Here is a 12,583-nt window from a genome sequence, read left to right on the forward strand (position 1 = left end):
GAACACGGAAACCGAGCGAAGGAGGGTCGGCCATGGCTGACAAATCGACATTCACCCCGGACGAATGGACGCTGCTTCTGGAGAGCGTGATGATGGCGGGCATAGCCGTGACCGCGGCGGAGCCGAGCGGCCTGTGGGGCATGCTGAAGGAGGGCCTTGCCAACAGCAGCGCGCTTCTGCAGGCAAAGACGGACGCAGCCGCGAACCCGCTGGTCAAGGCGCTCGTCGCCGACTTCGAAACGTCGCAAGGACGGACCACCGCTCGCGACGGCCTGCAGACAAAGCTGAAGGGCGCCAAGCCCGAAGACATGAAGGCCCGGTGCATCGAGACGCTGCAGCAGGCCCGCACGACCGTCGAGGCGAAAGCCCCCGGCGACGCCGCCGCCTTTACCGCATGGCTCTACCAGATCAGCCAGCGCGTCGCCGAAGCCGCCAAGGAAGGCGGGTTCCTCGGCTTTGGCGGCGTGGCGGTGAGCGACGCGGAAAAGGCAACTCTGTCGGAAATATCGACGGCGTTGAAGGTTGCCTGACGCATGTGCAGGAAAGCGCCAAGACGCATCTCGTGAGGGAAAGTGCGAAAAAGGAAGGTGGGGCGTGCGTCCGGCCGGATCGGAAACGCCCTTCCGCCTCGTTGCGGGCAACAGCCCACCGTCGCCTGAGATCACTCTGGCGAGCCGGAAGAGATGTGGGCTAAGGCAGGATCAAAGTCCCGATGGCGGAGAGGGTGGGATTTGAACCCACGATACCCTTGCAGGTATGCCGCATTTCGAGTGCGGTGCATTCGACCACTCTGCCACCTCTCCGCATAGTCGGTCGGCGCTTGTTCGGCGCGGTCGGGTTCATAGCGGCAGATTCGGGTGCTGGCAAGTACCTCGATGAAGATTATCCAATGTGGCGAGTGCCTTCTTCTTGACAGAGGGCAGGGTTTCCCTTAATTCGCGCAATGGAAGTGGTGTGGCTTGCCCTCACCGCAGCGGGTGTGATTTGCGCCCATTCACCGGCAGGACCTCGGGAATGATCCCGAAATTCTGCTCAAAATGTCGACTGACAAAAAGACGGCCTTGCCCCCTCAAGGGTAAAGAGCCGGCCCGAACATGAAAGGATAAAGAATGTTCGCAGTCATCAAGACCGGCGGTAAGCAGTACCGCGTGGCAGCCAACGACGTCGTAACCATCGAAAAGCTGGAAGGCGTAGCAGGCGACAAGATTGAATTCACCGAGATCCTGATGGTCGGCGTCGGCGCCGATGCAACCATCGGCGCTCCGTTTGTCGAAGGTGCTGTCGTCAGCGCCGAAGTCGTTGAACAGGGCCGCGCCAAGAAGGTCATCGCCTTCAAGAAGCGTCGCCGCCAGAACTCCAAGCGCTCGCGCGGTCACCGCCAGCACCAGACGACCGTCCGCATCCTGGACATCGCTGCTGCCGGTGGCAAGGCAAAGAAGGCTTCCAAGAAGTCTGAAGCCGCCGCTGAAGCTGCAAACTGAGTTTTGGGATCGAAGGTTTAAAGGAGAACACCAATGGCACACAAAAAAGCTGGCGGTTCGTCGCGCAACGGTCGCGATTCTGAGTCCAAGCGCCTTGGCGTGAAGAAGTTCGGCGGCGAGAAGGTCATCGCCGGCAACATCATTCTGCGTCAGCGCGGCACCAAGTGGCATCCGGGCGCCAATGTCGGCCTCGGCAAGGACCACACCATTTTTGCGCTTACGGCGGGTAACGTGGACTTCCGTACGAAGGCCAATGGCCGCGTGTACGTGTCTGTAATGCCGAAAGCGGAAGCAGCGGAATAAGCCGGTAGCGCTCTAAAACAGCCGGCGTCTCATCGACCCGGCTGGCGCACCTGATGGTTCCAAGCCAGACCTGAAAAGGGGAGATGGGGCAATACCCAACTCCCCTTTTTCTCGTTCTGGAGGACGAACCATGCAAACCGAACTGTTGAGGGAAGACCAATCACGGTCTCCCGAACAAAGGCTGAGGCCCCAGAGGTCAAGGACCGATTGCCCGATATTGTTGTCACCCCGGCTCGTTCTGCGCGCGCCCCATGAAGACGATATCGACGCCCTTGCCCATCTTGCCAACAACGCCAATGTCGCGACCATGGTCTCGCGCATGCCGCACCCGTATACGACGGCCGACGCCGCCGATTTCGTGCGACGCGCGAAAGCCGGCACGATTGGCAAGTGCGTCTACGCAATTACCAAAGCGGATAATGGCGCATTTCTCGGTTGCTGCGGTATCGAGCCGCATCCCGATGGCAAGACGGCTGAACTCGGCTACTGGCTGGGCGAACCCTACTGGAACCAGGGCTATGCCACGGAGGCAGCCCAGGCGCTGACCGACATGGCCTTCCGCACCCGCGACATCGACCAGATCGACGCGCGCTGCAGGGTCATGAACCTGGCATCGCGCCGGGTCATCCAGAAGTGCGGCTTCCAGTTCCAGGGCAGCGGCATGGTCGGCAGCCTGGCACTCGGCGGATCGATCTCGGTCGAATGGTACCGGCTCGATCGCAAGACCTGGGTTTCGCTCAGAAGCTGGGGAGGCATGCGATGAACGCGCTGACTTCCGATCGGTCTCACACCGTCGCTCGCCTCGGTCCCGGCCCCTGCCCTGTCATCGAGACCGGGCGCCTGGTGCTCAGACCACACCGGCTGGATGATGCCGAGGCGATCGCCCAGTCCCTGGCCGATTTCCAGGTGGCGCGCATGCTCGCGCGCGTGCCGGCACCCTACGATCAGCAGGACGCGTTCGATTGGCTGACACGCCAGACCTCCGGGCTCACCCCCGACTGGACGCTGGCGATCACCACCGGCGACGACGTGCACATCGGCTGCATCGGCATCGAGCTGATGCACGGCCAATGGCATGTCGGCTACTGGCTGAACCGGTTCTACTGGGGCAAGGGCCTGGCGAGCGAGGCGGCCTATGCGGCGATCGAGCGCTTCTTCCGGCGCATGCCGGAGACAACCCTGCATTCCGGCGTCTTCGCCGACAATCCGGGGTCGCTGAAGGTGCAGGAAAAGCTCGGCTTCCAGATCACGGGCTGCGCCCAAGTCTATGCGCTCGCGCGCAATGCGATGGTGGCGCATATCGAAACGCGGATGACCGCGGCCGATCTGCGCCGGCCGCATTGAAACAAGTCGCGCGTGAAGCGATCACGCGCGACCTGATCAAGAACATTCCCCCGCGAGGCATGCCGTCGCGGGGGGACGACCGTCAGTCAAGCTCGAAGCCGATCGGCAGATGGTCGGAGCCGGTCGCGGCATAATCGGTCCAGGCATCCTTCAGCCGCGGCACCAGGCCTGCGCTGATGAAGCTATAGTCGAGATGCATGCGCCGATCGTGATCCTCGGGATGAACCCAGCTGTAGCTTTCCGGCGTCAGCCGGCCGAGATGGGCAAGCGTGTCGACCGGGTTTTCGAGCCGGAGCGAGCGCCCGTAATAGGCATCGCGGGAACCGACCATCGCGCAATATTCCGGCGTTTCCGGTTGCATGTTGAAGTCGCCCATGACGACGAAATCAGCAGGATGCGGCGGCTCGGCATAGCCGAAATCGGCAGCGCCGGTGATGCCGCCGCCCTCGAGGGGATAGCCGAGCATCCGCTCCTTGAGGAAGCGGATCTGGGCGATGCGTTCGGCGGGAAGGACATGGTCGAGATGCACGGAATAGACGCGCAAGGGACCGCCCGGCGTGGCGATCAGCGCTTCGGTGGCGCCGCGCTGCAGGTTCATCGGGCTGACGGTACGGGTGCGTGGCAGCGCGATCAGCCGCGTCGACAGGATCGGCCAGCGCGACAGGATCATGTTGCCGAACTGGAAGCGCCGACTGACGGCGCGGCCGTCCTCGACCGCCGATCCGATATCGATGTCGCAAGGGGCGTGAAAGGCCGTGAAGTGGCCGGGGAAAAGCGCCTCGAAACGGGCGACCAGATCGACGTGGCCGTTGCGGTGAAAACCGCGCGTCACTTCCTGCAGCGCGATGATGTCGGCGCCCTCGAGCGACGCAGCGATGCGCTCGGGGTCGAACCGGCCGTCGAGACCTATGCCGTATTGGATGTTGTAGCTGGCAAAACGCACGATATTCTTTGACCTCTTGATGAACCGCCTATATCGATGGCGGCAAAATACGACCGCGCAAATACACAAAACAGATGGCAGACCCATGAAATTTCTCGACGAAACGAAAGTCTACATACGCTCCGGCGACGGCGGTGCAGGCGCCGTGTCGTTCCGTCGCGAAAAATTCATCGAATTCGGTGGTCCTGACGGTGGCGACGGCGGCCGCGGCGGCGACGTCTGGGTCGAGGCCGTCAACGGCCTCAACACCCTGATCGACTTCCGCTACCAGCAGCATTTCAAGGCCAAGACCGGCACGCACGGCATGGGCCGCAACCGCACAGGCGCCGGCGGCGCCGACGTGACGCTGAAGGTTCCGGTCGGAACGCAGATCTTCGAGGAAGACAGCGAGACGCTGATCGTCGACATGGTCGCAGAAGGCCAGCGCTACCGGCTTGCTGCCGGCGGCAACGGCGGCTTCGGCAATGCGCACTTCAAGTCGGCCACCAACCAGGCGCCGAGCTGGGCCAATCCCGGCCTCGAAGGCGAAGAAAAGACCGTCTGGCTGCGGCTGAAGCTGATTGCCGACGCCGGCCTCGTCGGCCTGCCCAATGCCGGCAAGTCGACCTTCCTTGCCGCCTGCACCCGGGCACGGCCGAAGATCGCCAACTATCCCTTCACCACACTGCATCCGAACCTCGGCGTCGCCACCATCGACGGTAACGAGTTCATCATCGCCGACATTCCCGGCCTGATCGAAGGCGCGCATGAAGGTGTTGGTATCGGGGACCGTTTCCTCGGCCACGTCGAGCGCACCCGCGTGCTGCTCCACCTCGTCTCCGCCCAGGAAGAGGATGTCGCCAAGGCCTACAAGACCGTGAAACACGAGCTCGAAGCCTATGGCGGCGGGCTTGAGGACAAGCCCGAGATCGTCGCCCTGTCGCAGATCGACGTGCTCGACGAGGACGAGTTGAAGGTGAAGGCAAAGGCGCTGGCGAAGGCCTGCGGCGGGCAGCCCCTTCTGCTTTCGGCCGCCACCAGCAAGGGCATGACCGAGGCACTGCGGGCACTGCGCACCGTCATTGTCGCGGCCAAGTCCGGAGAAGAGACCGCCTGACATGACGAAGACCCGCAAGCCGCTTCAAAAGTATCGCAGGGTCGTCATCAAGATAGGGTCGGCCCTGTTGGTCGACCGCGCGACCGGGCTGAAAAAAGCCTGGCTCGACGCCATGTGCGCCGACATCGCCGCGTTGAGGGCCAAGGGTGTCGACGTTCTCGTCGTCTCCTCCGGCGCAATCGCCCTTGGCCGCACGGTGCTGAAGCTGCCGGCGGGCGCATTGAAGCTCGAAGAGAGCCAGGCCTCAGCCGCCGTCGGCCAGATCGCGCTTGCCCGCGCCTGGTCGGAGAGCCTATCGGCTGACGCCATCGTTGCCGGCCAGGTGCTGCTGACGCTCGGCGACACCGAGGAGCGCCGCCGCTACCTCAACGCCCGCGCCACCATCAACCAGCTGCTGAAGCTCGGCGCCGTGCCGATCATCAACGAGAACGACACGGTCGCCACCACCGAGATCCGCTACGGCGACAACGACCGGCTGGCCGCGCGCGTCGCCACCATGGTCGGTGCCGACCTGCTGGTGCTTTTGTCCGACATCGACGGGCTCTATACCGCCCCGCCGCATCTCGACCCCGATGCCCGCTTCCTCGACACGATCGCCGAGATCACGCCCGAAATCGAGGCGATGGCGGGTGGTGCGGCGTCCGAGCTGTCGCGCGGCGGCATGCGCACCAAGATCGATGCCGGCAAGATCGCCACCACTGCCGGCTGCGCCATGATCATCGCCTCGGGCAAGCCCGATCACCCGCTGGCCGCCATCGAGGACGGTGCGCGTTCGTCCTGGTTCGCCCCATCGGGCTCGCCAGTAACCGCGCGAAAAACCTGGATTGCCGGGCAGTTGCTGCCAGCCGGCACGCTTGCGATCGACGCCGGCGCCGAAGAGGCGCTGCGATCCGGCAAGAGCCTGCTGCCTGCCGGCGTGCGCGACGTGAAGGGCACGTTCAGCCGTGGCGACACAATTGCCATTACCGGGACATCGGGCCGCGAGATCGCCCGCGGACTTGCCGGCTACGATGCCGACGAGGCCCGTCAGATCGCCGGCAAGAAATCCGCCGAGATCGCTGCCATCCTCGGCTATGCCGGCCGCGCCGCCATGGTGCACCGCGACGATCTGGTGATGACCGGCAAGCGTGCCGACGAGAAGGACGGCCGGAGGGATGAAGTTCATGCTTGATGAAGTCAGGAAGACGGATAGCGTCGAGAACGTCATGCTGGAGATCGGCCGACAGGCGAAGGCCGCCAGCCGACCGCTTGCCGTCGCCACCGCCGAGCGCAAGCACGCGGCCCTGGTTGCCATGGCTGAGATCATCGTCAATCGGCGCGACGCAATCCTCGCCGCCAACGCAATCGACCTCGAAAACGCCCGCCAGTCCGGCGTCGCCGCCTCTTTCATCGATCGGCTGACGCTTTCGGAAGACCGCATCCGCGATATGGCGAACGGCATCCGCGCCATCGCCGAACTGAAAGATCCGGTCGGCGACACCATCGCCGAATGGGACCGTCCGAACGGCCTGCACATCGAGCGCGTCCGCACGCCGCTCGGCGTCATCGGCGTCATCTATGAAAGCCGCCCGAACGTGACGGCGGATGCAGGCGCCTTGTGCCTGAAGGCCGGCAACGCCGTCATCCTGCGTGGCGGCTCCGACAGCTTCCACTCATCGCGCGCCATCCATGCCTGCCTCGTCGAGGGCCTGAAAGCCGCCGGCCTGCCCGAACATGCGATCCAGATGGTGCCGGTCGCCGATCGCGCCGCCGTCGGCGCCATGCTCACCGGCCTTGGCGGCACCATCGACGTCATTGTGCCGCGCGGCGGAAAAAGCCTGGTCGCCCGCGTCCAGAACGAGGCGCGCGTGCCGGTCTTCGCCCATCTCGAGGGCCTGTGCCACATCTATGTCGACGCGTCTGCCGATCTCGCCATGGCGGAACGGATCGTCGTCAACGCCAAGATGCGCCGTACCGGCATCTGCGGTGCGGCCGAGACGCTGCTGATCGACAGCAAGGACGCCGACAGGCTGGCAAAGCCGCTGCTTCAGGCGCTGCTTTCGGCCGGCTGCGAGGTGCGGGTGTCCAGGGAACTGGCCGGCAGCATCGACGGGCTCAAGCCCGCGACCGAGGCGGACTGGTCGACGGAATATCTCGACGCGATCATCTCGGTCCGGCTGGTGGATGGTATTTCCGGTGCGATCGAGCACATCAACACCTGGTCGTCGGCGCACACCGAGGCGGTGATCGCCGAGGATGCCAGTGTGGTGGAGCGTTTCTTCGCAGAAATCGATTCCGCCATCCTGCTGCACAACGCCTCCACCCAGTTTGCCGATGGCGGCGAATTCGGCATGGGCGGCGAGATCGGCATTGCCACCGGCAAGATGCACGCCCGCGGTCCTGTCGGCGTCGAACAGCTGACATCGTTCAAGTATCGCGTGCGCGGCGCCGGACAGGTCAGGCCCTGACGTGACATCTTCGGACGTGAACGGCCGCTACCTGCGCATGCCCCATGTCGAGAGCGGCATGGTGGTCGGCCTGTTCGGCGGCTCGTTCAACCCGCCGCACGAGGGACATGTGCTGGTTGCCGAAACGGCGATACAACGCCTCGGCCTTAACCAGCTCTGGTGGATGGTCACGCCGGGAAACCCACTCAAGAACCACGACAATCTGGCGCCGCTTTCAGACCGCATCGCGCTCAGCGAAAAGATCGCTCCCGACCCGCGCATCAAGGTGACTGCCTTCGAAAAGGCTCTGGGGCAGAGCTACACCGCCCGAACGCTGGCGATGGTGAAGGCGCGCAACCGCGACATCCGCTTCGTCTGGATCATGGGCGCCGACAATCTGAAAAGCTTTCACCGCTGGCAGAACTGGCAGACGATCGCCCGCACCTTTCCGATCGCCGTCATCGACCGGCCGGGCTCGACGCTTGCCTATCTCTCCTCGCGCATGGCAAAGACGTTCGACTATGCCCGCATCGACGAGGACGACGCCCGACGCCTTGCTTTTCACCAGGCACCCGCCTGGACCTTCATCCACGGGCCACGCTCATCGATGAGTTCGACGGCTCTGCGGTCTGCCGCCACAGCGTGAAATCACATGATTCATTTCTCATGTCTTGAAACCGCTGTGGTTTGATGCCTACATTTACTGACGGTTCGAGCGAAACAGTCGAATCGAAAGTGCCTGTTCTGTTCACTTGGAAAGGAAAAACCCTGACAACAGCACACGCCAAGGGATATGCGGCCTCCGCAATCCCACGCAGCACGGGATCTAGCGACGAAGCCGCTGTCCGTGCGCTTCAACTGGTCCTCGAAAGCCTAGAGGACTCGAAGGCAGAAGATATCGTCACCATCAACATTGCCGGCAAGTCGGCGCTGGGAGACTTCATGGTCGTTGTCTCCGGGCGATCGAGCAGGCATGTCGCGGCGATTGCCGACCACCTGACGACGGATCTGAAGGACGAGGGCTTCGGCAACGCCCGCGTCGAAGGTCTGGAAACAGGCGACTGGGTGCTGATCGATACCGGCGATGTGATCATTCACATCTTCAGGCCGGAAATCCGGGAGTTCTACAACATCGAGAAGATGTGGGCGACACCGGAAATCGAGGACGGCACGCTGCATTGAGACCGTCGGGTTCGCAGGACGTCTGAGCCGTCGCGCGAGCCGGTTGCGGTCATGCATGTTGGGAATGTGGCTGTTTTCGCCGACCTGGCGCATCACAGCCGAGATAATTGTTGCGACTGATTGCAGCTTGCAGCGCCACCGCCTTCTTCATGAGGCGCAAGGTCGCTGTCACGCGTCATGCGCTGCACGGTTTCTACCTGAACCGAACCCGGTTTCAGGGACTGTGTAACGCGGTTCAGCGCAGGCGGAGACGGATAGGGTCATGCGTATCGGACTTTTCGCAGTCGGCCGCCTCAAGGCGGGGCCGGAAAAGGACCTTGCGGCCCGCTACCTCGACCGCTTTGCCAAGGCCGGTCCGGCGATCGGCCTGGAACTCTCCCGCGTGGTCGAAGTCAACGAAAGCCGATCGTCCAACGCCGATACGCGCAAGCGCGACGAAGCCGCCCAGCTTGAAAAGGCGCTTTCGGAAGGCAGCCTGCTGGTGCTGCTCGACGAACGCGGCAAGGCGCTTGATTCCGAAGGTTTCGCATCCCTGCTCGGCAGCTTCCGCGACAGCGGCAAGCGTGACCTGATGATCGCGATCGGCGGCGCCGACGGGCTCGACCCGAACCTTCATGCGCGCGCCGATGCGGTGCTCAATCTCGGAAAGATGACCTGGCCGCACCAGCTCGTGCGCATCCTGATCGCCGAACAGCTCTATCGCGCCGTGACCATCCTGTCCGGCCATCCTTATCACCGCGTCTGAGAAACGGCGCGCGCCGGCGATAACGAGAATATGTGTTGGTCGCATCCCCCAAATCAGACTAGGCTTTTTGAGCAGAGCGTCACACGCCGGGCAGGCTTGCCCGGTCCAAGCGCCGAAACATGGAAACCGCACGTGCCGTTTGCCGACAACCCAATCGGGTGGGCGGACGGATCCACGCAGACTGTCCGGCTGGACGCATGGGACGAATGACACGCCGAAGCATGATGAGCGCTTTCAAAAAGATCGGTGGCGATGCATGGCGATCCGCCTGCAGCGCGGCACTGCTGGCGCTCGGGCTTCTCGCGGCGCTTCCGGCTGTCGCCCAGGATGCCCCGGCGACGCCCGATGCCACGGCCGCCGACCAGCAACAGGGACCGCCCGATCCGGCGGCCGACCTGACGCTGCGCCGCGACAGCACGCGCAGCGAACTGGATGCACTGTCGAAAACCATCACGCTGTCGCAAGAGCGCGCCGACGCGCTGGCAACGGCCATCGCCGATATCGACAAGAGCAATGAGGCACTGCGCGCCGCCATCGTCGATTCCGCAAGGAAGCGACAGGATCTGGAGCAGCAGATCGTCGACGGCGAAAAGAAGCTGAGCGATTTGCGTACCAAGGAAGACAAGGTGCGCCGCTCGCTGCGCGCCCGTCGCGGCGTGTTGGCGGAGGTGCTGGCGGCGCTGCAGCGCATGGGCCGCAATCCGCCGCCGGCGATCCTGGTAACGCCGGAGGACGCCCTCGGCTCCGTTCGCAGCGCCATTCTGCTTGGGGCCGTCGTTCCGGGCATTCGCGAGGAAACGGACAATCTCGTCGCCGACCTGAAGGCGCTTGCCGACATCCGCGCCGGTATCGGCAAGCAGCGCGAGGAACTGACGGCGGCCATGACGGCCAATGTCGAGGAAGAGCGCCGCATGTCCATGCTCGTCACCGAAAAGGAAAAGCTGCGGCAGAAAAGTGCGGCCGAGCTGGCCGCCGAACAACGAAAAGCCCAGGAACTCGCCTCCCAGGCGACCAATCTCGAAGGTTTGATCGGCGCGCTCGAAAACGACATCGCCTCGGTGCGCGACGCCGCCGCCGCCGCGCGGGCCCAGGAGCAGGAGCGCCTGCGCATGAGCGAGGCCGAGCGCGAGGCCGCGCGCGAGCTGGCCCGCAGCGCCGTGCCCGACAAAAACCGCATTGCGCCAGCATACGTGTTTTCGGAGCTGAGGAACAAGCTTGCCTATCCGGCCGCGGGATCGCTTTTGCGAAAGTTCGGTGATGCCGATGGCACGGGGCACTCCCTGCAAGGGATCATGCTGGAAACCAACCCCGGTGCGCTGGTGACAGCGCCGTCAGATGGCTGGATCGTCTATGCAGGCAATTTCCGCAGTTATGGGCAGATGATCATTCTCAATCCAGGTGACGGCTACCATGTGGTGCTATCTGGCATGGAGACGGTGAGCGTGCAGACCGGGCAGTTTGTCGTGGCGGGTGAGCCGCTGGCGACGATGGGCGCAAAAAGAGTCGCAAGTGCTGCGGCCTTGGCGCTGGAAACCGACCGGCCGACGCTTTACATTGAATTCCGAAAAGACGGAAAACCGGTTGATTCCCGACCATGGTGGACCGCAGCAGAGGCTGGAAAGGCGCGAAATGATACGTAGGGCTTCACTTGTTCTGGTCGGGGCGCTGATGGGTGCGACCGCTATGGGCGTCGTTTATTCGGCTGTCGCTCCAGCCGTCGCGGCCAACACCTCGACTTATCGCGAACTGGCGATTTTCGGCGACGTGTTCGAGCGCGTGCGCGCGCAGTACGTCACCCCTCCGCAGGATGACAAGCTGATCGAGAATGCCATCAACGGCATGCTCACCTCGCTTGATCCGCATTCGAGCTACATGAACTCGACCGACGCCGAGGACATGCGTACCCAGACCCGCGGCGAATTCGGCGGCCTCGGCATCGAAGTGACGATGGAAGACGACCTCGTCAAGGTGACGAGCCCGATCGACGACACGCCTGCGGCCCGTGCCGGCGTGCTCGCCGGCGACTTCATTTCCAAGATCGATGGCGCGGACGTGCGTGGCCTGAAGCTTGAAGATGCGGTTGAAAAAATGCGGGGCGCTGTCGGCACCCCGATCAAGCTGACGATCCTGCGCAAGGGCGCCGACAAGCCGATCGAACTGTCGATCGTGCGTGACGTCATCGCCGTTCGCGCCGTCAAGTTCCGCACCGAAGGCGATGTCGGTTACCTGCGCGTGATCTCGTTCACCGAGAAGACCTACGACGACCTGAAAAAGGGTATCGAGAAGATCAAGGCGGACGTGCCGGCCGACAAGCTCAAGGGCTATGTGCTCGACCTGCGCCTCAACCCGGGCGGCCTGCTCGACCAGGCGATCAACGTGTCCGACGCCTTCCTGGAACGTGGCGAGGTCGTTTCGACCCGTGGCCGCAATCCGGACGAGACCCGCCGCTTCAACGCCACCCCTGGCGACCTGACCGACGGCAAGCCGGTCATCGTTCTCGTCAACGGCGGCTCGGCCTCCGCATCGGAAATCGTTGCCGGCGCCCTGCAGGACCTGAAGCGCGCGACCGTTCTCGGCACGCGTTCCTTCGGCAAGGGCTCTGTCCAGACGATCATTCCGCTTGGCGAAGCTGGCGCATTGCGCCTGACGACGGCGCTTTATTACACGCCGTCGGGCAAATCGATCCAGGGTACGGGCATCACGCCCGACATCAAGGTCGAACAGCCGCTGCCGCCGGAACTGCTCGGCAAGGTGGAAGCCCAGGGCGAATCCGATCTGCGCGGTCACATCCAGGGACAGAGCGAGACCGACGAAGGTTCCGGCTCGGTCGCCTATGTGCCGCCGGAAACCAAGGACGACCTGCAGCTCAACTACGCGCTCGACCTCTTGCGCGGCAAGAAGTCCGATAAGGCCTTCCCGGCAAGCCCGGAACAGGCCGAACTCAAGAAGTAAGCCTTCGAAGGCGCCGGGCTGGTCAACCCGGCGCCTTTATACTATGTCGGCAGCAGGTGCTGTCGATATCAGATGATTCTCGAAAAACGGCGCATCCCTCACCGGCAACGC

Annotated in this window: 14 protein-coding genes and 1 tRNA gene; 13 read left to right on the forward strand and 2 right to left on the reverse strand. The window is 63.6% G+C overall.

The annotated features are described in order from the left end of the window. Positions 1-32: 32 nt before the first annotated feature. On the forward strand, positions 33-530 hold the full coding sequence (locus RTP54_RS19715) for a hypothetical protein (protein WP_112806470.1): 498 nt from the start codon (positions 33-35) through the stop codon (positions 528-530). 183 nt (positions 531-713) lie between these two features. On the opposite strand, the gene RTP54_RS19720 is transcribed toward RTP54_RS19715, so the two are convergent. After that, positions 714-803 (reverse strand) — tRNA-Ser (locus RTP54_RS19720). Positions 804-1,109: 306 nt separating this feature from the next. Here RTP54_RS19720 and rplU point away from each other — a divergent pair. The 4 genes from rplU to RTP54_RS19740 all read left to right on the forward strand — a co-directional run bounded on the left by rplU (position 1,110) and on the right by RTP54_RS19740 (position 3,128). Further along, positions 1,110-1,481, forward strand: coding sequence for a 50S ribosomal protein L21 (gene rplU / locus RTP54_RS19725; RefSeq protein WP_025425118.1), 372 nt, complete (start codon positions 1,110-1,112; stop codon positions 1,479-1,481). 33 nt (positions 1,482-1,514) lie between these two features. Beyond that, the gene (gene rpmA / locus RTP54_RS19730) at positions 1,515-1,784 is read left to right on the forward strand and encodes a 50S ribosomal protein L27 (RefSeq protein WP_025425119.1); all 270 of its coding nucleotides are present in this window, start codon (positions 1,515-1,517) and stop codon (positions 1,782-1,784) included. Between the two features lie 130 nt (positions 1,785-1,914). After that, positions 1,915-2,547 carry a GNAT family N-acetyltransferase gene (locus RTP54_RS19735; RefSeq protein WP_025425120.1) on the forward strand — a complete coding sequence of 211 codons (633 nt, stop codon included), beginning with the start codon at positions 1,915-1,917 and terminating at the stop codon, positions 2,545-2,547. Continuing rightward, positions 2,544-3,128, forward strand: coding sequence for a GNAT family N-acetyltransferase (locus tag RTP54_RS19740; RefSeq protein ID WP_312365306.1), 585 nt, complete (start codon positions 2,544-2,546; stop codon positions 3,126-3,128). The genes RTP54_RS19735 and RTP54_RS19740 overlap by 4 nt, the downstream gene beginning before the upstream one ends. Before the next feature lie 82 nt (positions 3,129-3,210). Here the strand turns inward: RTP54_RS19740 and RTP54_RS19745 are convergent, their stop codons facing one another. Then, positions 3,211-4,071 (reverse strand): endonuclease/exonuclease/phosphatase family protein, encoded by an 861-nt coding sequence (locus RTP54_RS19745; protein WP_312365308.1) that lies wholly within the window; start codon positions 4,069-4,071, stop codon positions 3,211-3,213. Positions 4,072-4,156: 85 nt separating this feature from the next. Between RTP54_RS19745 and obgE the strand changes: the two genes are divergently transcribed. The 8 genes from obgE to RTP54_RS19785 all read left to right on the forward strand — a co-directional run bounded on the left by obgE (position 4,157) and on the right by RTP54_RS19785 (position 12,472). Beyond that, positions 4,157-5,167: a GTPase ObgE gene (gene obgE / locus RTP54_RS19750; RefSeq protein WP_112806476.1), complete on the forward strand. Its 1,011-nt coding sequence runs from the start codon at positions 4,157-4,159 to the stop codon at positions 5,165-5,167. Between the two features lies 1 nt (position 5,168). Continuing rightward, entirely contained in the window at positions 5,169-6,338 is a 1,170-nt protein-coding gene (gene proB / locus RTP54_RS19755) for a glutamate 5-kinase (protein WP_112806478.1), read from the forward strand. Further along, positions 6,331-7,614 carry a glutamate-5-semialdehyde dehydrogenase gene (locus tag RTP54_RS19760; protein WP_312365313.1) on the forward strand — a complete coding sequence of 428 codons (1,284 nt, stop codon included), beginning with the start codon at positions 6,331-6,333 and terminating at the stop codon, positions 7,612-7,614. Before proB ends, RTP54_RS19760 begins: the two co-directional genes overlap by 8 nt. Before the next feature lie 16 nt (positions 7,615-7,630). After that, on the forward strand, positions 7,631-8,239 hold the full coding sequence (locus RTP54_RS19765) for a nicotinate-nucleotide adenylyltransferase (protein ID WP_112806735.1): 609 nt from the start codon (positions 7,631-7,633) through the stop codon (positions 8,237-8,239). 44 nt (positions 8,240-8,283) lie between these two features. Further along, on the forward strand, positions 8,284-8,775 hold the full coding sequence (gene rsfS, locus RTP54_RS19770; RefSeq protein WP_112806480.1) for a ribosome silencing factor: 492 nt from the start codon (positions 8,284-8,286) through the stop codon (positions 8,773-8,775). A gap of 262 nt (positions 8,776-9,037) precedes the next feature. Next, on the forward strand, positions 9,038-9,520 hold the full coding sequence (rlmH, locus tag RTP54_RS19775; protein WP_112806482.1) for a 23S rRNA (pseudouridine(1915)-N(3))-methyltransferase RlmH: 483 nt from the start codon (positions 9,038-9,040) through the stop codon (positions 9,518-9,520). Between the two features lie 224 nt (positions 9,521-9,744). Further along, positions 9,745-11,160, forward strand: coding sequence for a murein hydrolase activator EnvC family protein (locus tag RTP54_RS19780; RefSeq protein WP_409517173.1), 1,416 nt, complete (start codon positions 9,745-9,747; stop codon positions 11,158-11,160). Continuing rightward, positions 11,150-12,472: a S41 family peptidase gene (locus RTP54_RS19785; RefSeq protein ID WP_112806486.1), complete on the forward strand. Its 1,323-nt coding sequence runs from the start codon at positions 11,150-11,152 to the stop codon at positions 12,470-12,472. The genes RTP54_RS19780 and RTP54_RS19785 overlap by 11 nt, the downstream gene beginning before the upstream one ends. Positions 12,473-12,583 lie beyond the last annotated feature (111 nt).

The sequence above is a fragment of the Ensifer sp. genome (assembly GCF_031989085.1).
Classification (GTDB): domain Bacteria; phylum Pseudomonadota; class Alphaproteobacteria; order Rhizobiales; family Rhizobiaceae; genus Ensifer.

Coding starts and splice junctions, on each gene's coding strand:
- RTP54_RS19780 (WP_409517173.1), top strand. CDS start 9,745: ATGAGCGCTTTCAAAAAGATCGGTGGCGATGCATGGCGATCCGCCTGC.
- RTP54_RS19760 (WP_312365313.1), top strand. CDS start 6,331: ATGCTTGATGAAGTCAGGAAGACGGATAGCGTCGAGAACGTCATGCTG.
- RTP54_RS19735 (WP_025425120.1), top strand. CDS start 1,915: ATGCAAACCGAACTGTTGAGGGAAGACCAATCACGGTCTCCCGAACAA.
- rpmA (WP_025425119.1), top strand. CDS start 1,515: ATGGCACACAAAAAAGCTGGCGGTTCGTCGCGCAACGGTCGCGATTCT.
- rplU (WP_025425118.1), top strand. CDS start 1,110: ATGTTCGCAGTCATCAAGACCGGCGGTAAGCAGTACCGCGTGGCAGCC.
- proB (WP_112806478.1), top strand. CDS start 5,169: ATGACGAAGACCCGCAAGCCGCTTCAAAAGTATCGCAGGGTCGTCATC.
- RTP54_RS19785 (WP_112806486.1), top strand. CDS start 11,150: ATGATACGTAGGGCTTCACTTGTTCTGGTCGGGGCGCTGATGGGTGCG.
- rlmH (WP_112806482.1), top strand. CDS start 9,038: ATGCGTATCGGACTTTTCGCAGTCGGCCGCCTCAAGGCGGGGCCGGAA.
- obgE (WP_112806476.1), top strand. CDS start 4,157: ATGAAATTTCTCGACGAAACGAAAGTCTACATACGCTCCGGCGACGGC.
- rsfS (WP_112806480.1), top strand. CDS start 8,284: ATGCCTACATTTACTGACGGTTCGAGCGAAACAGTCGAATCGAAAGTG.
- RTP54_RS19715 (WP_112806470.1), top strand. CDS start 33: ATGGCTGACAAATCGACATTCACCCCGGACGAATGGACGCTGCTTCTG.
- RTP54_RS19740 (WP_312365306.1), top strand. CDS start 2,544: ATGAACGCGCTGACTTCCGATCGGTCTCACACCGTCGCTCGCCTCGGT.